Origin of the sequence: Acinetobacter sp. 5862 (assembly GCF_024494585.1) — a bacterium.
Taxonomy (GTDB): domain Bacteria; phylum Pseudomonadota; class Gammaproteobacteria; order Pseudomonadales; family Moraxellaceae; genus Acinetobacter.
On record NZ_JANHGP010000061.1, the window covers coordinates 1 to 22,127 of the forward strand.

Genomic DNA, 22,127 nt, shown 5'->3' on the forward strand with positions numbered 1-22,127 from the left:
TTCATTGATGACTTTATTCTCGATAAAAATCATCTCCTACCACAGAGAATCTATAAATAATAGTGCGTAAGTCCTAATTTAAATGCATCCATTCCATAAAAATCTCATTCGACTCATCGACTTTGATATCAATGACATTTGGTTTACGGCATCCATCCATATTATTGGTTGCATAAACTCTTACAATACGCCCCATAATTGTTTGTCGTGGAATTACACCTTTCTTGAGATTAGATATCCACGCGTCGGAACCAAATAAACCAAAAGTGCCTTTTAAGCCAACGTCAGGAAATTCAGGATCCAATGTTAATTCTTGGGCACCTTTCACATGTTCAGGATCCTGCTCAATACAGGGAATAGCTGAATACAATTGTTTCATTGTTTTTGGCATGTTTTTAATTGGCATAAAATTTATCTGAGTATAATTTTTTATCACTCAAAATTATAGATCAAAGAGATATCATTAAAGTCCCCGTGATTTTACTGCTCAGTTTTAGTATTCTACCCGATTGACTCAGCTCAATTTTGGAAAATGAACATCGAAAATACGCCTATTCAAGGCATTACGCTTTATAGTCATGCAGATGATTTCCGCTCACATTGGATTCGCTTTTTACTCGCTGAAAAGCAGATCAAATATCATCTGATTATCACTGATCATGAAGATGAAGATTTGGCTGATCTCAACCCCTACAATCAACTTCCTATGTTGATTGAACAAAATCTAAAACTTTTTTCACCAAATATCATTAGTGAATATCTGGATGATCGCTATCGTCAAAATAAGCTTTATGCGGATGCTCCAATGGCCAGAGCGGAGCAACGTCAATATATTTGGCGTTTTGAACAAGATTGGTTCAAGCTTGTAGATCAAATGCTTAGACATACCGATACGCTGAACCCGCAAGAAAAACAAAAAGCCCAGAAAGAACTTAGAGATACGCTTATTTCACTCACCCCATTATTCCAACATTTTCCTTTTTTTATGTCTGAGACGTTTTCAATCTTAGATTGTATGCTCGCACCAATTTTTCTTAGATTAAAAAGTATGGGAATTGAACTTCCACCGCAACATTGCCGACCTATTTTTTTATATTGTCATCGTGTTTTCAGTCGCCCATCTTTCATTAAATCAATGACAGCTCAAGAAAAAAACAGCTACAATGATTTAATTCCTATGATTAAATAAGCTTGTAAATTATGTCAGATCAATTAAATGTTACACCCACACGCCCTTATCTTGCACGTGCCATTTATGAATGGATTTGTGATAACCAATTGACGCCTTATTTACTCGTTGATGCAACACAACAACATACCGATGTTCCTCAACAATTTGTAAAAGATGGACAAATCGTTTTAAATCTGGCACCCCATGCAATCCATCAATTTCATATGGATAATGATGCTATTTCATTTTCAGCTCGTTTCGGCGGGGTCGCAAAAGATATTTATGTACCTATTCGCGCTGTTTTAGGGCTCTATGCTAGAGAAAATGGACAAGGTTTATTTTTTGATCCAAGCGAATATGGCGATATTCAAGAGACTATCGAAACTCCAATAGAAGATAAAAAGCAAGAAGCCGAACCGAATAAGAAAAAACCTTCTCTTAGGATTCTAGATTAAAAGCGAGGAAATGCACGATGGCATTTGACTTAGTTCAATACTTTTCTGAACAAATTAAACTTCAAAAACCACAGCTCTTTGATCAATACTCATCAAAAGAAAGACTTTATTTTATTGATGAAGTGAATATGCTTGCTCTTGGACAGTTGGTCAGTCTTTGGAAAAAAGATAATAAAAAACTTTATCAGGAAATAAAAACATCTGATCCCCTTTATATCCAAGGAATAGCTAGACATCTTACAACCTCTGCATATAATCAATCCGCTTTAAGCGCTTCTGAGTTAGAGTCAAGTATTTCAGAAATACTCACTTTACAATTCGCAGAATTAAATCAATTAGACCAAACAGGTAGCTTTGGTCAAACAGGTTTAAGTGAGCTTCTCTTAGGCCAAATAGAACATCTATCTGGAAAAGCAGAAGACTGGGTTTGGTCAACCAACCAGCTTACTGAACTTAAAGGTTCCAAGCCCGTTGAGCAGCAAGATATTTCACTGGAAGCCACCATGCAGGAGTTCAATCAAATGGTTCATCAAGCACAACCTAGCATCCATCACACTGAAGAAATTGAGGTTGAACAGCCAAATATTCCAGTCTGGTCATATCTGCTTTCCCCACTCATTGCATTGGTCATTTTACTATTCATGTATTGTTCTTACAGTCAATTACTTGCACACTAATTGCACAAAAATTGATAAAGAAAGTTTAAAAACTTTCTTTATCATACACTTATAGTAAATTTAAATTTCATAAAATATGTTTTAATACAGTTTAACAAGAAAAATGTTTACATTTATTTACATTTATCTACATCTAGGAAGATAATTTAAAATACAATATTATCGTGAAAAAAATCACATTAAATTTAGATTATTATCTTTAATTGGTATTTTAAGTTGTTTATTTGACAAAAATTGTCAATTATTAGCACTCCTGTGATTTCAACACTTTTAAAGTATTATTGATTTAATAAAAGAGTTTCCTATAATAAGGTTATCTACTTTTGAAAACGAATCAAAAGCAAAAGTAGGGAATATAAATTCATAAACAAGATGTATTAAGTAGAGATAAAATCATGGCTAAAATTTCATTAGAAAGCTTAACAAATATTGATGGTTTCGTTGCAGCAGCGTTGGTAGATACAGAAAGCGGTTTGGCGCTGGCAACTCAAGGCGGGGGCGCACTTGATTTAGAATTGGCGGCTGCGGGTAACACTGAGGTTGTTCGAGCAAAACGTCGTGTTGCAAACTCACTCAAACTTAATGATGACATTGAAGATATTCTAATTACACTTGGTAAAGCATATCACCTAATTCGACCATTAGAGAGTAACGGAAATTTATTTCTTTACCTTGTATTAGATCGTAGCAAATCAAACTTAGCAATGGCACGCCACGAATTAAAAACGTTCGAAAAAGAATTAGACTTTGCTTAATTAAAATCTTAAGTTTTTTTTAAATTAGACTTCTTATATTTATTTTAATTATAAAAATTAGAATTATGTAAGAGGTCTTTTATCATTCTTAAGTAAAAGTATAATTTCGTTCAATGCAATATTTTATAAAACATTAAAGTGATACTATGAATGGACATTGCATTAATATCGCAATTTCAGGTATAAGTTTAAAAGTTTCAGATGAACTAAAAATAGAACTTAGAAAAACAATACCTCATGAATTTGGCATCAACTGGATCAATATTTCAGACCCAAATCTCGATTTATTATTAATAAATGAAAATTTTTTTGATACTGAAGGTATCCAACGTATTATTCAACAAAAACAATTACCATGTTTAAAAATTTCTAAGGGGCAAGGTTCTTGCCAAATCGACGAGGACAACACACTCTACCTTCCCTTTCAACAAACGGATGCCTTAAAGAATTGGATACAGCTTAGATTACTAAGTTATATTTCTAATCAACAACCTAAAAATGATTTTCTACCTAATCACAACCCTGTAAGTGAAAAGTTTTTAAAGGATATGCTAAACCCTGAAAATGCTCGTCTTCATCTTTTTGATGATCATGGGACTTTAGCGATCATTGATACGCGTAGTCAGATTGCATGGTTAGAACCAACTCGACTAAATACACAAACAAATCATAGTTTTAACTATAAATTTGCTACTACATCTGATTTTATTAAGGTTTCTCGTAAAGTTGAATATAATTTACAGGACTGGTTATGGAATTTATTTTGGCATTCTTTAGAGTTTCAAAGACTTGCGCCGAATGAAAATGAATATTTTAAAATTGAACATTGGCCTCAACCTAGTCAAAGTGCGGATCGAAAAATTATACTTTTGCTTTCAGCATGTTTTATACAAGGAGCTCAACTTTCACAAGTGGCAACGCAATTAAAAATCCCAATTCAAACGGTTCAACAATTTATTGCTGCCTGCATCATTTCAAATAATGGAGACATTATTCCAGCAACAGAAAGTCATTATTTGAAATCAGAAGCAGCCGAACAGCCTGTTGAAGAACACAACTTTTTTAATAAATTTTTCGGCAAAATTAGACGCCGATTTGGGCTTTAAGGAATTATATGATTTTACAACAATATAAGATTGTATTTGCTGGAAGTATGGGTGCTGGAAAAACTGAAGCGATAAGATCACTTTCTGAAGTTCCAGTACTCGCAACTGAGGCATTCAATACAGATAGCCAGGCTCATAATAAAATGCAAACTACGGTTGGCATTGATTATGGTGAAATTACCTTAGATGATGGTGTCAAAATCGGACTATATGGCACACCAGGTCAAACCCGTTTTGATTTTATATGGCCAGTGATTTGCCAAGGTGCTCTTGGTGTTATTATTTTAATAGATCATAATAGTAAACTCCCACTTGATGAACTTGAAGGGTATTTAGATACATTTAAAGACTATACAAAAAATATATCAATTGGTATTACTCATATTGATGAGAACAAAGGTCAGCCAACTTCCATTTATCGGGAGTGGCTGATCCAGAATGAGTATCAATATCCCCTGTTTTTTATTGATGCGCGTAAACAGGAGCATGTTCTGCTCATGATTGAATCACTCATCGCGGCATTAGAAGTCAATTTAAGAGCAACAAATTAATCACTTCATAAAGAGAAGAATTATGTTCAGTATCCCAAGCCAACAACGTACAGCACCCAAAGAACTTATTCAAATGGCGAAAGCTCAGGCCAATGATATTTTAATGAACATTCGGGGTATTGATTACATTATGCTTTGTTCTACGGATGGATTTGAACTGGCTTCCGTTTATAAGAAGAATCCTTATAACAGTACCAAGCTTGCTGCTGTAAGTAGTTCAATTTTAGCAATGGTTAGTGCATTTTTAAATGAAATTCATTTAACTGGATGTCAGAGTATCACGCTTGATGCTGAAAATGGTAAAGCAATCCTAACTTCGATTCCTGCACCACACCATCCGATGGTGATGGTGACATTAAGTAATAAAGACGTTCTTTTAGGACAATTACTTTATAGCTTAAAACAGGCTAGTGCAGCGATTGTAGCCGCTGATCAAACATAATCCTTAACTCATTGATTAATCCGAAAGGAAATTCAACACACTCATTGGTCTCAGTTGAAAAACTATTAAAAAGCGAGGCGTGGAACCTAGCTTTTTAATTTACACATTTTATGCAATCGCGACATTTAATAATAATTGTCGTTTTTTCACTTGTTGTCCAATTTGACCAATCAACTCATCTACCACGCCGTCAACATCCGACTTGATTTGTTGCTGGATTTTCATGGCCTCCAAGATCAATAAGGTTTGCCCCTTAACAACAGCGTCTCCAGCATTAACCAATAGATTCACAATCGCCCCATCCATCGGCGCACGGATTTTACCATCCCCTACCACTTCAGCAGCTTCAGGTGCAGCATAGGTGATATTTTCAATCACTAAATTACCGTTTGCTGCATCTAAGTAGAGTTGGTTTTGATCAAGTACATAACTCAATTTACGGCGCACACCATCAACCTTATAGATGATCTGAGTATTAGTTATTTCTACGACCTGAATCGTACAGTGTTGATCACATAATCGCACGGTGACTTGCTGCTGATCCATCTCGACTTGTAGTAACAATTGTTGATCTGCACATTTCAACTTTAATGGTAGCGGTGTTGCAATACCTGTTTGCCATGCTGTTTTTGAAGCTTTGTGTTGCGCAAATAGTGTTGCTGCAATCGCTAAACTTTCAAGGGTTGGAACCTGTTGATGCAGGCTGACATCATCCTGAAAATGCTGCTGGATAAATGCAGTATTGGTATCACCCGCCACAATAATAGGATGGCGCAATAAATTTACCAAAAATTGTTTATTGCTATTTACACCAAGCAATACACAATCATCAACAGCACGTGCTAATAGACGAATCGCATCCTGACGAGTTTTGCCATAAGCAATCACCTTCGCCACCATCGGATCATAGAATGGGCTAATTTCACCCGCCTCTAACATGCCATGATCAATACGGACATTAGGCAACGCCGCAGGCTGCCAACGTAATACTTTTCCCGTTTGTGGCAAGAAGTCCTGACGTGGGTCTTCGGCATATAAGCGTACTTCAATCGCATGGCCACTTAAACTAAGTTCATGCTGCTGCAAGGGTAAAGTTTCACCATTGGCGACACGCAGTTGCCACTCGACCAAATCTAGTCCCGTAATCATTTCTGTCACAGGATGCTCAACTTGTAAACGAGTATTCATTTCAAGGAAATAAAATTCGCCAGACTGATCCAGTAAAAATTCAACCGTACCTGCGCCGATATAATCACAGGATTTTGCTGCCGCCACCGCAGCCTCTCCCATTTTTTGGCGTAACTCAGATGTCATTACTGGGCATGGTGCTTCTTCCACCACTTTTTGATGACGGCGTTGAATTGAGCAATCTCTTTCAAACAAATAAACATAATTGCCATGTGTGTCACCAAACACTTGGATCTCTACATGACGAGGTGCGATCACCGCTTTTTCAATAATTAATTCACCTGAACCAAAGGCATTTTCGGCCTCTGAACGTGCGGTTTTTAAGGCTTCCAACAAATCAGCCGACTGGTGTACCAAACGCATACCACGTCCACCACCACCAGCAGATGCTTTGACCATCAATGGAAAACCAATTTTTTCCGCTTGCTCAGCCAAGTATTCAATCTCTTGCTGATCACCCTCATAACCAGGTACACACGGTACACCTGCATCAATCATGGCAATTTTAGATAAACGCTTACTGCCCATGAGATGAATCGCAGCAGCGTTTGGCCCAATAAAGGTGATACCGTTGTCGCTACAAGCTTGGGCAAAATCGGTATTTTCAGACAAGAAACCATAACCAGGATGGACCGCATCTGCGCCTGTCTTTTTGCAGGCTTCAATGATATTGGTGATCGACAAATAAGATTCTGAAACTTTAGATGGCCCGATATAAACCGCCTCATCGGCAACTTGAACATGGCGTGCATTTTCATCGGCATCTGAATACACAGCAACGGTCTGATAGCCCATTGCTTTGGCCGTTTGCATCACACGAACTGCGATTTCACCACGATTTGCGACTAAAACTTTTGAAAATTTCATCATTGCTCAGTCCAATTTGGCAAACGTTTTTGAATAAAGGCCATCGTGCCTTCCTGCCCCTCTGCCCCACCAACGGCTTGAGCAAACTGCTGTGCAGCAGCATCCAGTAAAGAATCTAGAGGCTCATTTAAAGTTCGATGTAGCAATGCTTTGGTGTTTCGAGATGCCAACGGCGCAGCACGTTTGATCTGTTGAATGGTATCAGCAAGCAATTGCTCAAGCTCAATATCATCACGTACAACTTCATGTATCACACCTAACTTCTGCGCAGTCTCACCATTAAAACGTGAACCTAACAATGCCAAACGACGCGCTTGGGTCAACCCAATCCGTTTCACCACAAATGGTGCAATTTGTGCAGGTAATACCCCAAGCCCTGTTTCAGGTAAGCCAAACTGAGCATTATCACGACTAATCGCTATATCAGAGACACAAGCTAAGCCAAAACCACCACCGAGCACGGCTCCTTCTAAAATTGCAACAACCGTTTGCGGAGCTTGATCAACTTGCTCAATCATGGCGCCAAAACGGCGGTTAAAATCCACATAGGGTTGCAAGCTACCTACATTGGCCGCTTCAACACGCAAAGTTGCCATATCTTTAATATCACCACCTGCACAGAAATGCCCGCCTTTTCCACGCAGGATTACGGCACGAATCGAGCTATCTTCGGCAATATGAGCAAAGACCTGCTGAATGGCATTGACCATGTTGAGACTCATGGCATTACGGCTTTCCGGTCGGTTCAGCCATAGCGTTAAAATACTGCCTTGTCGTTCAAGCTGGATGCTGTCATCCACTTGTAAAGTATCCAGATTACTCATTTTATTCCTAATTTTTCATTCTTAATCACAGGTTAGCTATACAGGATCAACATCATACGCAACCATATGATCACAGGGGCAGCATTACCTGGATCAAAGATCCTTGCCCAACATATGACATTGTTATAACCCAGATGACCATGACCTCAGCCCCTCACACAACCCAGCCATGTTTCACAATATATCCCCACTTTACAAACCAAGCAAGTGCTTGGTTTGTAAAATAAGCATTATCATGCGTGATTAGCTTTGGCTGTACGCACCACAGCGTCTATATCTACCTCATCAATTTGATGAGGTGGAATAAACTGTTGGGCATAATCCAGCCATAAACGACTTTGGACAAAATAGATAAACAGTGTACGGTCAAGATGATTTTCCTGACACATTTTTGCCATGATCATCAGCGACTCAGAAATGGTTTTGGCAGATTTGTAAGGACGATCCGCGGCAGTGAGCGCCTCAAAAACATCGGCCAATGCCAGAACACGCTCCTCAACAGACATTTGTGCCGCTTGTAAGCGTCTTGGATAACCCTGTCCATCCATACGTTCATGATGGTTAGTGGCAAGGTCGGGAATACGCTGCAAATGCTTGGGCCAAGGTAATTTGGTCAGCATAATCAGGGTCTGGACGATATGATTGTTAATGGCAAAACGATCTTCGCTGGTCAGTGTCCCTCGGCGAATACTAAGATTATAAATTTCCCCAGTATTTCTTTGGTAATGTGGAAGTTGCATGTCAAAACCATGCATGTTTAATGGATCATCCCGCTCTACATGGGGTTTATAATTTTCATCCCATGCAACGATATGCTCAGGTTTATCTGCCAATAGTCGCTCCTGTACGGGGAGTGGCGGCGCAGGATGATGATAAAGTGACTGTTCCAGTAGCGATAGCCCAAGACGGTTATCAAAATGACGTAACCATGTTCGCTGCCCGATCTGTTCTAAACGTAAAATCGTCTCATCACTTAAAAACTCCCCTCCAATATTGCATTTGGCAATAAAGGCAAAATCATCCTGTAGTTGCGCATACTGTGCATCACGCTGGGCTTCCGCACATGCCTGTTCTGTTCCTGTCAGTTGTGCCTTTAGACACGCTATCTCGGCATCCCGATATAACACTTCAAAACGGGTACGGATTTCATGGATACGGTTGTACAAGGTTTCCAGTTTGGTGGCTTTGTCAATAATATGTTCAGGCGTGGTAATCTTACCACAGTCATGTAGCCATGCTGCCAGACGGAAAGCTTCACGATCATCCGCATTGCAATGGAAATCAGCATATTGCCCTTCTGTTTCTGCTGACAAGTGATCCACAATCATCATTGCCAGTTTGGGCACACGACGACAATGGCCTCCTGTATGGGCACTCTTAGTATCAATCGCATCGGCAAGAACCAGAATAAAAGCCTCCAGAAGCGCTTTTTGTGATTCAATCAATTGCCTGGTTTCAATTGGAATTGCCAACATTCCAGTTAACCGTTCACTAAAAATCAGGAAGTTTTGTGACGTATGTTCATGATCACCTTTATGCTCTAAAATCACATAACCCAAAATGTGTCCATCACGCCCGCGTATGGCAAAGGCCTGACACAGGGCATGGCGGTTGGGCTGCTGATTCTCAATGTTACCCAATTGTGCCGCAACGGCATCCACCTGATCTTGTCGTCCATAGGCGGCATTTTTTTGCCAACTGTTATCTTTTGACTGGTAAAGATACACTGCGCCACTATCACAACGAACGGCCTCTACAAACAACCGAAGCACTTTATTCAGCATGGTATCAATCTGTGGTTCAGCTTGCAGTACCTGACTAATTTTTAACAATGCTTCCATGGTACGGCTCACATCATCCGTAACATCCGTCAATTGATAGGATTCATACAACAAACTAAACTCAGGGCTAGGACGACTAAAATCAAAATGTGACATCTGGCGAACACGGCGAATATGCTGTTCAATAATCTGGCCAATACGATGACCAAGCCATGCCCCCAAAGCAAGAAGCAGCATCCCCAAAACAATCGCAATCCCAATCATCTGGCGGCGATAAACAGGCAAATCCTTGAGTAGCTCTTGACTTGGAATGGCAACCAATAGCTGTAGCCCCAGTTCACGATATTGGGCAAGTTCAATCTTTCGCCCAAACCATTGTTGATCATCAGCCTGATAGGTCATCACCTGAGTTTGTGATGGTAACTGCCACAACTGTAATAAGGCTGTGTTTTCCAAATGTTGCAGTGCAGGGGCTTGTGTGTTGGATGTGGCTTGATCAATAGCTGAACCCATATTGACCCCAATCACTCCACCCTGACTATCCACCAATGCAATTTGACTATGGGGGGTAATACTCAATTGTTGCAGTGCATCCTTAATTCCATTTAAGGGTAAATCCATCGCAACAATCGCATGTGGATTACTACTGCGCATGGAAAGTGTTACACCCATCAAAGGTGTATCTGCATAAATATAGGGTTTTGAAATGGCAACATCTGTGGTGGCAAGCGCATTGTTATACCAGGGACGTTGCCGAGGATCATACACATAGTCTGGATCTATACGTTGCTCAATCAAGTTGAGCTGCTGATCATAGAATAAAAGTTGGTGTGTACGCTTTTCTCCTACCTGTCCCAACAATGTGCGAACCACGTATTTTGCCTGTTCTGGTGCGCGATAGCTCTGACGTAATGTCGCCTTGGTTAATGGACTCACCAGAAAATAATCACCATTATCATAGCCAATATACACAGCCGTTAATAATGGATTGGCATACAAATTGGTAGTAAAGGCCTCTAGGCGTTGCAACCGCTGGGGCAATGTGCTGGCTTCAACCACAGGATCAAAAGCCAGAACGCGCAGCAATGCTTCAGCAGGATCAATAATTTGTTGTACTTTTTGTTCCGTGATTTGACTGGTCATTTCCGCCTTGCTAGTTGCGGCATCCAGAAGCAAAGTCTTTGCTTCAAACCAGTTAACTGTTGTAAAAGTGACGGATGTCAATGTGATGGCAATGATCATCATCATGGTCATCACCATGCGAATACGCCATTTATGTTGGAGCCGCTGCATTATGCTTTGCATATCTTTGTTCCATGTGTTGTATGTTGCACACGACAAAAGGCCAATATTTTTTTAAATATTCTGGGTATTTGTATAATATTCTATTTTGGTAGGTCATCACAAACATCATAAGTGAATACCCTGAACATGACAATCCAGAGGGAAAAAATTGCGATGAATTGAAAAAATTAAATAATTGATATCAAATAAATATTGATGTTTTTATAAAGATTTTACAATTATTGTTATAGGTAAAATATTTCGTTTTATTATCGGGATAATGCAAAGCCACACTTTAGCCACTTGATGTATACCAATCTTTCAGCATTTTTAATTTTACCTTTCTAAATCCTCCCTACCACGATGCTTAAGCCGCATCTCAGGGAAGATTTAGACATAGCTAAAATATAAATTAACTTTAGATCACCCTTTCTGCTTCTTCGGCAAGATATCCATCAATTTACAGATAATTCCGAGCATGATTTCATCTGCACCACCACCAATGGAACCTAAACGTCCATCACGATACAACTGTGATGCAGGGTTCTCCCACATAAAGCCATTTCCACCCCAATATTGTAGGCAGCTATCCGCCACTTCTCGAGTTAAGCGCCCTGCTTTGAGCTTTGCCATCGAAGCGATCATGGTGACATTTTCACCAGCAATGTGTTGTTCACAAGCTTGATAAGTAAGTGCTTTTAGCGCTTCAACTTCAGTCATCAATTCAGCAAAACGGAAATGCACATATTGATTATTGATGAGTGGCTGACCAAATGTCGTCCGTTCTTTCGTGTAATCAATGGTTTGTTGAATCACATTTTCCAAACCACCGACAGCATTTGCACATGCCCACATACGTTCTTCCTGAAACTGCATCATCTGCATCATGAAGCCCATACCCTCAGCACCCACCAGATTGCGCTGTGGTACACGAACGTTATCGAAATAAACTTGAGCCGTTGTGGTGGAGCGCATTCCTAGCTTATTCAGTGGTTCTGAGAAACTAATGCCTGCAGTCTTCGCAGGAACAATAATCATTGATTTATTGACGTGTGGTTTGTCGTCAGAGGTATTGGCAAGTAAGCAGAAGAAGTCCGCTTGCAGTGAATTAGTAATCCACATTTTGCTGCCATTAATCACATAATCATCACCATCTTTTTTTGCGGTGGTTTTAACCGCTGCAACATCTGAACCAGCATGCACTTCTGAAACTGCAATTGATGCCACATATTCACCACGAATCGCAGGATTCAGAAACTCTTCTCTCAGTTCTTTACTACCAAAACGAGCAAGTGCAGGTGTTGCCATATCAGTTTGTACCCCAATCGCTAGAGGCACACCACCACATGCTGCACGTCCTAATTCTTCTGCCACCACGAGGTTATACGAATAATCTAAACCCAAGCCGCCGTTTTCTTCGGGCTTACAAATACCTAGCAAGCCTAAATCTGCCATTTTCTTAAAGACGTCATGGATCGGAAAACGTCCCGCAGCTTCCCATTCTGGAATAAACGGATTAAGTTCGTTTTCTACAAACTGACGTGCGGTACGGCGTAATGCTTCATGCTCTGCGGTAAATTTCATTATTTTTTTCCTTAAAAATTGTTTTTCCCCTCTCCCTCAGGGAGAAGGCTAGGATGCGGGTATTAAAAATTAAAATCTAGACACACCAAAACGCGTTGGATTTAACTCACGTTGCTGTGCTTCATAAATGGTCTGTAACAGGAAGATCAATACTTTACGCGTATCTCTAGGATCGATAATGCCGTCATCATGTAACATCGCTGTATTAAATAAAGCGGTCGATTGCTGTTCCAATTTCATCGACGTACTTTGTTCTAAAAAATCCAACATTTGTGGATTCGGCTCCATACCTGAAGCTTTTTGCTTCCCTTCAGCCACGATACGCAACACTTTTCCTGCCTGTGCTGAACCCATCACCGCCACATGTGAATTTGGCCATGCAAAAATAAAGTTTGGCGATAAACTACGTCCACACATGGCATAGTTACCTGCTCCATAAGAACCAGCAACAATGATCGAAATTTTGGGTACAGTCGCGTTGGCAACTGCTTGGATCAGCTTAGAACCATGTTTAATAATGCCGTTTTGTTCAGCATCCGTTCCGACCATAAAACCCGTGGTGTTATGCAAGAATAAAAGTGGTCGTTGGGTTTGTTCACAAAGATGAATAAACTGTGCGGCTTTCACTGCACCTTGTGGTGTGATGGGGCCATTATTGGTGATAATTCCAATATGTACCCCACCCATTTTTGCCCAACCGCAAACAGTAAGCGCATCATATTCTTGTTTAAATTCTAAAAAGTCTGAATCATCAATAATCCGCGCCACAATTTCTTTCATATCCAAAGGTTGCTTCGGATCTTGCGGAATAATGCCTAACAATTCCTCGGCTGAGTAACGAGGTTCTTTATAATCCTGATCGAGACTTTTGGTTTGTTCTTTCCAGTTCAAATGCTCAAAAATTTCACGAGCAATACGAATGCCATCAGCATCATTTTCAGCCAGATATTCAGCTACACCAGAAACCTGAGTATGCATTTCAGCACCACCGAGTTCCTCAGCCGTTGCCACTTCACCTGTTGCTGCTAACAATAATGGGGGACCAGCCAATAACATTTCGGTTTGCTTACGCACGGCAATCACATAGTCAGATAAACCTGGTTGATATGCCCCACCTGCGGTGGCATTACCATGTACAACAGATATCTGCGGAATCCCTGCCGCAGACATTCGTGCCTGATTGGCAAAAGTCATACCGCCATAAGTAAACACTTCGGCTGCATAGTTTAAATTTGCGCCACCACTTTCGGTCAATGTCACAATCGGCAATTTTTGCTCAAGCGCAATCTTTTGCAAACGTAAGGTTTTTTGCACCCCCATCGGTGACATGGTGCCGCCTTTGATTGCGCTATTACTGGCAGTGACCAAAGCACGAACGCCACTGACAAAACCAATTCCCGCGATAATACCCCCACCCGCTTCAGAGCCATCTTTATCATCATGCATGTTGTAGCCAACGAGACCGCATAACTCCACAAAAGGTGAATCAGCATCGAGAAGTAAACGTACACGTTCGTGTGGAAGAATTTTGCCTTTCTTATCAAACTTCGGTTTTGCTGCATAAGACTTATCAATACCTTTTTGCTGTACGGCACGCACCTCTGCAATTTGGTTTAATAAAGCATCTCTATTTTGTTGATATTGTTCACTACCGACTGCAATTTCAGATTGAAGAATAGTCATAATTTAATCCTTGTTTGCATCTTGCGCTTGGGCAGATTGTTGTTCTGCTTTTTCAATCTGATCTTTGAGTACATCAGGAATAAATGCACGATGGAAGCCATTAAAAGACTGGCTATTGGTTGCATCTGCTAACGGATACATCCGTGTTCCTTGTGAAGCAGCGCCATCAACTCTTAATGTCACCCCAGAAACAAATGCAGCAGCATCAGAGAGTAAATAACAAATCGCTGAAGAAATTTCCGACTCTGTACCCATTCGTTTTAAGGGCACATTGCCTGCCAAACTTGGAATAATAAATTTGGCAAAGTCACCACTGTAGTTATCCATACCAGAAGAAATAATCCAACCCGGCGCGACACAATTAACCCGAACACCTGAACGTCCCCACTCGACTGAAGCGGTTTTGGTTAGGTTATCCACACCTGAACGTGCTGCACCAGAATGTCCCATTCCTGGCATGCCGCCCCACATATCAGCAGCCATATTGACAATGCTACCGCCGTGTTTTGCCATCCATTGGTTATAGGCTTCACGCATCAGGTAAAAAGTTGCATGCAGGTTATTACGCACCACTGCATCAAAGCCATTGGCAGAAATACTTTCAAGTGCAGATGGAAATTGCCCACCTGCGTTATTGACCAGACCATCTAGCTTACAAAATTTTTCAATCACTTCAGCAATCATGTTTTTGACTTGTTCTTCATCACGGTTATCGCAGACGATAAAATGGGCTTTGCCACCATCTTCTAAAATTTCTTGGCTGACTTTTTCTAACTTTTCAATTTTGCGGCCAGTGATCACCACCTGAGCGCCCAAAGAAGCCAATTCGTGTGCGGTACAACGACCAATACCAGAACCTCCGCCTGTCACGACAATCAGTTTGTCAGCAAATGCATCTGCCCTGAAAATTGATTGATAACTCATTTGATTTACATCCTTACTTATTTTTCTAACAGTTGTGCTGGTACTTTGACTGGCATATCTAATAGCTGCTGTGCAAAAGCCTTACCTTGCGGATCAATCCGCAAACTTGCAATCCCGCCGCCACCCAATGCATTTTCCAACATAAAATTCAGTGCATTCATGGCTGGCAATTCATAACGAATCACTTTTGATTTTTCAGGATCAAGTACATGCTGCATATAGTCTGCAACATTGGCTTCTGTCAGTGCTGCCCGAATCCAAGGTAGATATTCTGCTTTACGGGCAATCACCCCAATATTGCTATGATTACCCTTGTCGCCACTGCGCGCATGTGCCACTTCAATTAACGGCACTTCAATTTCATCACCTTGATAGATTGCAACTTCACCCACTGAATGCACGTTAATATCTTGTGGAGCTAAGCCTGTTGGAATCTGAACTGGATGACGTTGCCCTGCAAAATCCACCTCAACCTTGATTTGATCTTTATCAATTAAGAAAGAGAAAAGCTTCACCACTGCCGAAGCTTTAGGACGACCACCAACAATCCCCGCTAATGCAGGTGCCATACCTGTAGATGCCTGTGCAATTTCCGAAGCAAAGAACATACAGGCTTCTTTAAACATGTGTTTCACAGCAATCTTGACGACCACTTCACGGCTATCTTTCACTCTGGCATGCGGGCCATAGGTACTTTCGATACCCAGAATCTCCACCGATTTTTCACTAAATGGCGGAATTGAACGTAAAGCCAATACACGTTCGCATTTATTTAGAATCGCATCGGCAATAGTTTGCGCTTTTTCAGGTGCTTCACGACCTGCAATTAAGAAGCTCACTAAAACACGATAACCATCCGCATAGGTAGCACTGACTTTATATTGCCGCGTTGGTGCACGACCTATTGCACCTGTTACTTTTACTCGATCTTCACCGATTTGCTCTACATGAACTTGGCTAAAATCAGCCGTCACATCAGGAAGTAAATAAGCTTGAGGATTACCAATCTCATAAACAATTTGTTCTGCGACTGTTGCTGTTGAAACCAAGCCACCTGTGCCTTGTGGTTTAGTCACAATAAAGGAAGCATCGGCACTGACTTCTACAATTGGAAAGCCCATATTGTCAAAGCCTTGTACTAAACGCCAATCGGTAAAATTACCACCTGTACATTGAGCACCACATTCAATCACATGCCCTGCTAATGAGCCTTGAGCCAACTTATCATAATCATCCAGTGACCATTGATATTCATGCAGTAATGGCGCAAGTACCACAGCCGAATCAACTACACGCCCCGTAATCACAATATCCGCACCTAAATCCAAGGCATCACGGATCGCAATCGCCCCTAAATAGGCATTACTGCTGGCTACATGGTGTGGTAAAGCATCACCATTAAACATTTCCTGAACATTTTGTTTCAGTAATTCAGCATGTTTGGGTAACACATCATCCCCAAGTACCACAGCAACTTTTAAATCCAAGCCTTTTTCATCAATTATTTTTTGTAAGGCATCACGACACGCTAAAGGATTAACACCGCCAGCATTACTAATGACTTTGATTTTTTTCTCAGCAATTTTATTAATCAGTGGTGCCATCACTCGGCTAACAAAATCCAATGCATAACCATGATTTGGATCAGTCATCATTGCCTTTGCCATGATCGACATGGTAATTTCTGACAGATAATCAAAAACCAGATAATCAATATCACTCAGATGGACCAACTGAAATGCGGCTGTGTTGGTATCCCCCAAAAAGCCTGATGCACACCCAATTTTGATTAGCTTCTGATCATCCTGCTTGACGCTTGCCATGAGTTTTCTCATTATTATTTCTAAGTTGCTCCAACATTACCAAGCAAGTGCTTGGTTTGCAAAGGACATAATGATATGCTGTATTGGCAAAAATAGACAAACTCAAGCAAATGCTTGTTATAAAAAGATAAGACAATTCATGAAATGAATTTTGTTACAATGCTCACTAGATTTAATAGGATAGACGGACTGGCATGATCGCAACTTCAATTGAGCAAATACCTAAAATTGTATGTTTTGACGATAGCCCACGTGGGCGTTTGCTGCTTGGTGCTGCTTATTTATTTTATAAACAAGGTTATGACAAAACCACGGTTCGCCAATTAGGTGAATTTATTGGTATCCAGTCAGGTAGCTTATTCCATCATTTCAAAAGTAAAGATGAAATTTTAGCGACTGTCATGGAACAAACCATTATTTATAACTTTGTACGGCTTAAAGAAGCGGCTGAACGTTCAAATGAGCCAGAACAACAATTACGTGATTTAATCAAAGCTGAACTGATTTCGATTACTGGGGATACAGGTGCAGCAATGGCCGTACTCGTTCATGAATGGTTTGCCCTCTCCAAAGAGAAACAAGACTATCTTCTAAAGATGCGTAATGAATATGAGCAAGTTTGGCTGAATGTGATTGAAAAATTACGTGATCAAGGCAAAGTTAAACATGATGCATTTATTTGGCGTCGATTGATTGGTGGTTCTATTTCTTGGTCGGTGACTTGGTACAGACCTGAAGGTAAAGTCAAAGTGGATGAGCTGACTGAAATGGTTTGGGAAATGGCTTTAAAATAAGTAAGATATGAGACGACATAACTTAACGTTCCACCCAATCATGGTATTTCTATTGTAAAAATTCTTTGTTAATCTGCAAGCAATATAACAGCAGAATAATAATGCCATGAATCCAGTCCAACATGCCAATATTTCAGTAAAACGTCGTGGGGGCGAGCTTGAAGATTATATTGATATTCATGCTTTGATTGACAGCACCAAAATGCTTTGTACCGATAACCGCCATCGTATCCTGCATACCTTTTGGGGGGTTCAGGAAGTGATTATTCCAATCTTTGGACATCACTTCGAAAATAGTGCTGGCAAAAGTATCGAGGTCAAAGACCTTTGCGAAAAAGATCATTTACTGGTGGATTTCCACCACCGCTTCATTCCAACGATTGGCGATTTTGTTGCAGCCATGCAGGATATTCCTACAGATGGACTGGCTAAACGCCTCGAAAAATTCCACTCAGATGTGATTGATAACCCAAAGCTATCAGCAACACTACTCTCGCCATTATCAGTGACAGGACAACTAAAATCTTTACTGATCACTCACAATAGTTGGTTTATCAATACCATTCTTCCCATGATGGGAAAAAGCGAAGCTAAATTTATTGATTTTGATATTAGTCCAGACTTCTTTTTCAATCCAATGCGTTTTGAACTCTGGATGGACAATGGAATGGCCGTCCCGCAAAGCGCAGCCAAACTGCAAGACTTAAAAATGAAAATCGCTTAATTTAAGGGGAAATAAAAATGAGCAATATCCAATACGTGATTCGTCAAAATGACTTTGCCTATAATGATGAATGGCATCTGACCAATTGTGTTTCAACTGGGGCGATCAAGCAGATTTATACAGATAAAGCTGAAGCTGAAAAGGCATACAAATCACTAGTCGTCGAAGGCTTATACTATGATGAACTATGTAACTATGACATTGGCAATGGTGAAGCAGATGATGAAATCTACGAAAAACTTGAAGCTTTAATTTTAGAAAAAACAGGAAAAACTTTTAATATAGATGATGGTGAAATTCCTAAACTGAATGAAGATGATGCTTTTGAATTTGCTAAAATCTCAGGTATTGTCTGGTACCAATTATTAGAAGTTGATGCATCACAGCCCTGCTATGTACTCTGGATCAACTCTGAAGAAGACTATTTTAGTGGCTATGAAACTGGCAGCATTATTTCTAGCCAAGATGAAAATTTTAGTGATGTGTCGTGGGAAGCCAATATTTATGCGATGGACTATGCGTTTGAAGCTTTAATGGACAAACCTCTTGCAGAATTAAGCGACAGTCCGCTGTTATTCAAACAATTTATCGAACAAACTCCAGATATTCGTTACGATGCTGAAAAAAACAGTATCCAAGGTATTGCCTTAGATAATATAAAATTTATCGATATAAAAACTTTGAACTCATTTTTGAAACAACCTATATTTGAAATCCGCCAAATCTCTTTAGAAAAATTAGCTGAACTAGAATAAATTTGAAAATAAAAAGTGCGGAAATTAACCGCACTTTTTATTCGTCATAAAAGTATTAATAGCCTAGCTGCTTACTAATCAAATCTTTCATGATTTCTTCAGCACCACCACCAATCATATTCACTTTGACTTCACGATAAATTCGTTCGGATTTCGTTCCACGCATAAAACCCATTCCACCCAAAGTTTGCACAGCCGCATCCGCACAAAATTGCATGGTACGAGTCGCTACATTTTTTGACATCGAAATTTGTGCAATGAGGTCTGCCCCTTGTAACTGTTTTTGTCCCATTCGATAAGCTGTATCTTCTAATAATGCTCGTGTTGTAGTCAATTGAGTTGTCATATCTACAAGTTTGTGGCGAACCACCTGATGATCCACCAAGCGCTTTCCAAAAGTTTGACGCTGTTTTGCCCAATCTAAGGCTTCCTCATAACAGACCAAGGCATAACCATATGCCATCGCTGCTAGCCAAAAACGCTCCATATTAAAGTTATTCATAATGACTTTAAAACCAGCATTTTCCTCACCCAACAAATGACTAACTGGGACTTGGACATTGTCAAAATGCAAATGCGCTGTGTCTGATGCCCACCAACCCATTTTCTGTAAAGGTGATTTGGTTATTCCCTTGCTATTTGCATCGACCAGTAACATAGAAATACCTTTGGCGCCTTGTGCTTGCTGATCCGTCTTTACAGCAACCGTATAATAATCAGCACGAATCCCTGAGGTAATAAAGGTCTTTTCACCATTTAAAATATAATGGTCTCCTTCTCGAACTGCTTTGGTTTTAATTGAAGCGACATCAGAACCGCCACTAGGCTCTGTAATTGCCAAGGCTGATATTTTTTCACCTGCAATAATCTGTGGCATAACTTCATTACGAATCTCAGGTTGAGCAAAATGATGAATGGGTGGTTTTCCAATGCTATGGATCATAAGCGAAATATGCACACCACCAGATCCAGCTTTTGCCATCTCAATTGCTGCCAACATGACATAAAAGGCATCTGCATCGGGAATGCCACCATGTTCAGCATCATAGCCGAGACCCATTAAACCAACACTTGCAGCCTTTTGATAAAGTTCTCGTGGAAATATTCCTGCCTCATCCCATTCATTCACATAAGGTGAAATTTCTTTTTCTACAAAACGTTTGACACTGTCTGCAAAAGCTCGATGTTCTGCTGTGTAATAAATCGGGTTAAGTGATAAGCCATCCATGCTATTCTTCCTAAATTATTATTTAACGAGTTGTTCTTTTATAAATACGGCTTTAGACCAATCTCATCATGGTTTAAAGTCTTAAAATTTCGCTTAATAACCGAGTTGGCGGCTGGCAAGGTCTTTCATAATTTCCTCTGCACCACCACCAATCATATTCACTTTCACTTCACGATAGATACGTTCAGATTTTGTGCCACGCATAAAACCCATCCCTCCTAAAGTCTGAACGGCAGCATCAGCACAAAATTGCATGGTTTGTGTTGCTACATTTTTAAGCATGCAAATTTGTGCAATCAGTTCATTACCCTGCAATTCTGGTTTTCCTAAACGATAGGCTGTATCTTCCAATAACGCACGAGTTGAAGTTAAACGTGTCGCCATATCTACTAGCTTATGACGAACAACTTGATGATCAATTAAGCGTTTACCAAAAGTTTGTCGCTGTTTAGCCCAATCCAAAGCTTCTTCATAGCAAACTAATGCATAACCATAGCTACTGGCTGCAAGAAAAAATCGCTCCATGTTAAAGTTGTTCATAATGGCAAAGAAGCCCATATTTTCGGCACCAAGTAAATTTTTGGCTGGCACTCGTACACTATCAAAGTGCAAATGCGCGGTATCAGATGCCCACCACCCCATTTTATCTAACTTTGATTTTCTAATGCCTTCACTATGCGCATCAATCAACAGCATTGAAATACCATTAGCCCCCTTAGCATCAGGATCAGTACGTACTGCTACTGAATAATAATCTGCTCGAATACCCGATGTAATAAAGGTCTTTTCACCACTGACAATATAATCGTCACCATCTCGAACCGCTTTGGTTTTTAAAGCCGCAACATCCGAACCACCGCTAGGTTCAGTAATTGCTAATGCAGAGATTTTCTCTCCTGACAAAATTTGTGGTAAAACTTCAGCCTTGACCTCTTCTTGAGCAAAATGCTGAATTGGTGGTGTTCCAATCGTATGTGAAAGCAATGATGCAGCCAAACCACCTGATGCGCACTTCGCCAACTCCACTGAGGCAAGCAGAGTATAAAATGCATCCGTTCCCGCAATACCACCATAATTTTCATCAAAGCCAACACCAAGCAAGCCAATATCAGCAGCCTTTTTATAAAGTTCTCTCGGAAAGGTTTCCGCTTCATCCCACTCATTGATAAAAGGACTAATTTCCTTTTCAGTAAAGCGCCTAACACTCTCAGCAAAGGCTAAATGTTGCTCGGTGTAATATAAAGGGTTGAGTAGCATGCTTGCTTCCTAATAATTATTGATCATTGTTTTCGAGTATTTAGTGAGCACTAAGGTATCAAAACCACAAAAACCAAGCAAGCGCTTGGGAAAATTTAAAATTAAAAAAATATTCAATTGGTTCGATTACTTTAACTTCCTACAAAGAATCATTCATAATATAAAACTCTTTGCCAAAAAAAACACCCCTAACCGTTAGGTTAGGGGTGTTTAGATTTAAAAGCTGGCGATGACTTACTCTCACATGGCAAGTG

General features: G+C 40.2%; 20 protein-coding genes. 10 read left to right on the top strand and 10 right to left on the bottom strand.

The window, feature by feature from the left end; genetic code table 11:
• Nucleotides 1-73: 73 nt before the first annotated feature.
• On the bottom strand, nt 74-406 hold the full coding sequence (locus NO346_RS12000; RefSeq protein WP_256415298.1) for a hypothetical protein: 333 nt from the start codon (nt 404-406) through the stop codon (nt 74-76).
• Nucleotides 407-532: 126 nt separating this feature from the next.
• Between NO346_RS12000 and NO346_RS12005 the strand changes: the two genes are divergently transcribed.
• From NO346_RS12005 to NO346_RS12035, 7 genes are all read left to right on the top strand, one after another.
• Nucleotides 533-1,189, top strand: coding sequence for a glutathione S-transferase N-terminal domain-containing protein (locus tag NO346_RS12005; protein WP_256415299.1), 657 nt, complete (start codon nt 533-535; stop codon nt 1,187-1,189).
• 11 nt (nt 1,190-1,200) lie between these two features.
• On the top strand, nt 1,201-1,626 hold the full coding sequence (locus NO346_RS12010) for a ClpXP protease specificity-enhancing factor (protein ID WP_004664913.1): 426 nt from the start codon (nt 1,201-1,203) through the stop codon (nt 1,624-1,626).
• Between the two features lie 17 nt (nt 1,627-1,643).
• A complete protein-coding gene (locus tag NO346_RS12015) occupies nt 1,644-2,303 on the top strand; it encodes a hypothetical protein (RefSeq protein ID WP_256415300.1) in 660 nt (219 codons plus the stop codon).
• 395 nt (nt 2,304-2,698) lie between these two features.
• Nucleotides 2,699-3,058, top strand: a complete 360-nt coding sequence (locus tag NO346_RS12020; protein ID WP_256415301.1) for a roadblock/LC7 domain-containing protein — start codon at nt 2,699-2,701, stop codon at nt 3,056-3,058.
• Nucleotides 3,059-3,204: 146 nt separating this feature from the next.
• Entirely contained in the window at nt 3,205-4,164 is a 960-nt protein-coding gene (locus NO346_RS12025) for a hypothetical protein (RefSeq protein ID WP_256415302.1), read from the top strand.
• Nucleotides 4,165-4,172: 8 nt separating this feature from the next.
• Nucleotides 4,173-4,715, top strand: a complete 543-nt coding sequence (locus NO346_RS12030; protein ID WP_087535628.1) for an ATP/GTP-binding protein — start codon at nt 4,173-4,175, stop codon at nt 4,713-4,715.
• Between the two features lie 22 nt (nt 4,716-4,737).
• Nucleotides 4,738-5,157, top strand: a complete 420-nt coding sequence (locus NO346_RS12035; protein WP_256415303.1) for a roadblock/LC7 domain-containing protein — start codon at nt 4,738-4,740, stop codon at nt 5,155-5,157.
• A gap of 108 nt (nt 5,158-5,265) precedes the next feature.
• Here the strand turns inward: NO346_RS12035 and NO346_RS12040 are convergent, their stop codons facing one another.
• The 7 genes from NO346_RS12040 to NO346_RS12070 all read right to left on the bottom strand — a co-directional run bounded on the left by NO346_RS12040 (nt 5,266) and on the right by NO346_RS12070 (nt 17,115).
• The gene (locus NO346_RS12040; RefSeq protein WP_256415314.1) at nt 5,266-7,212 is read right to left on the bottom strand and encodes an acetyl/propionyl/methylcrotonyl-CoA carboxylase subunit alpha; all 1,947 of its coding nucleotides are present in this window, start codon (nt 7,210-7,212) and stop codon (nt 5,266-5,268) included.
• On the bottom strand, nt 7,212-8,036 hold the full coding sequence (locus NO346_RS12045) for an enoyl-CoA hydratase/isomerase family protein (RefSeq protein WP_256415304.1): 825 nt from the start codon (nt 8,034-8,036) through the stop codon (nt 7,212-7,214). Before NO346_RS12045 ends, NO346_RS12040 begins: the two co-directional genes overlap by 1 nt.
• 233 nt (nt 8,037-8,269) lie before the next feature.
• Nucleotides 8,270-11,122 carry an HD domain-containing phosphohydrolase gene (locus tag NO346_RS12050; RefSeq protein WP_256415305.1) on the bottom strand — a complete coding sequence of 951 codons (2,853 nt, stop codon included), beginning with the start codon at nt 11,120-11,122 and terminating at the stop codon, nt 8,270-8,272.
• A 402-nt stretch (nt 11,123-11,524) separates the two neighbouring features.
• Nucleotides 11,525-12,685 carry an acyl-CoA dehydrogenase family protein gene (locus NO346_RS12055; RefSeq protein WP_256415306.1) on the bottom strand — a complete coding sequence of 387 codons (1,161 nt, stop codon included), beginning with the start codon at nt 12,683-12,685 and terminating at the stop codon, nt 11,525-11,527.
• A gap of 69 nt (nt 12,686-12,754) precedes the next feature.
• Nucleotides 12,755-14,368 (bottom strand): acyl-CoA carboxylase subunit beta, encoded by a 1,614-nt coding sequence (locus NO346_RS12060; RefSeq protein ID WP_256415307.1) that lies wholly within the window; start codon nt 14,366-14,368, stop codon nt 12,755-12,757.
• A gap of 3 nt (nt 14,369-14,371) precedes the next feature.
• A complete protein-coding gene (locus NO346_RS12065) occupies nt 14,372-15,292 on the bottom strand; it encodes an SDR family oxidoreductase (protein ID WP_256415308.1) in 921 nt (306 codons plus the stop codon).
• A 17-nt stretch (nt 15,293-15,309) separates the two neighbouring features.
• Entirely contained in the window at nt 15,310-17,115 is a 1,806-nt protein-coding gene (locus tag NO346_RS12070) for an acyclic terpene utilization AtuA family protein (protein ID WP_256415309.1), read from the bottom strand.
• 194 nt (nt 17,116-17,309) lie between these two features.
• Here NO346_RS12070 and NO346_RS12075 point away from each other — a divergent pair, with 194 nt between their 5' ends.
• From NO346_RS12075 to NO346_RS12085, 3 genes are all read left to right on the top strand, one after another.
• Entirely contained in the window at nt 17,310-17,909 is a 600-nt protein-coding gene (locus NO346_RS12075) for a TetR/AcrR family transcriptional regulator (RefSeq protein WP_005162369.1), read from the top strand.
• A gap of 106 nt (nt 17,910-18,015) precedes the next feature.
• A complete protein-coding gene (locus NO346_RS12080; RefSeq protein WP_256415310.1) occupies nt 18,016-18,633 on the top strand; it encodes a hypothetical protein in 618 nt (205 codons plus the stop codon).
• Between the two features lie 17 nt (nt 18,634-18,650).
• Nucleotides 18,651-19,388, top strand: coding sequence for a hypothetical protein (locus tag NO346_RS12085; RefSeq protein WP_256415311.1), 738 nt, complete (start codon nt 18,651-18,653; stop codon nt 19,386-19,388).
• A gap of 55 nt (nt 19,389-19,443) precedes the next feature.
• Here NO346_RS12085 and NO346_RS12090 read toward each other — a convergent pair whose 3' ends face one another.
• Both NO346_RS12090 and NO346_RS12095 read right to left on the bottom strand, forming a co-directional pair.
• Nucleotides 19,444-20,616 (bottom strand): acyl-CoA dehydrogenase family protein, encoded by a 1,173-nt coding sequence (locus tag NO346_RS12090; protein WP_256415312.1) that lies wholly within the window; start codon nt 20,614-20,616, stop codon nt 19,444-19,446.
• A gap of 93 nt (nt 20,617-20,709) precedes the next feature.
• Complete coding sequence (locus NO346_RS12095; protein ID WP_256415313.1) at nt 20,710-21,873, bottom strand: acyl-CoA dehydrogenase family protein; 1,164 nt, start codon at nt 21,871-21,873, stop codon at nt 20,710-20,712.
• Nucleotides 21,874-22,127: the final 254 nt, after the last annotated feature.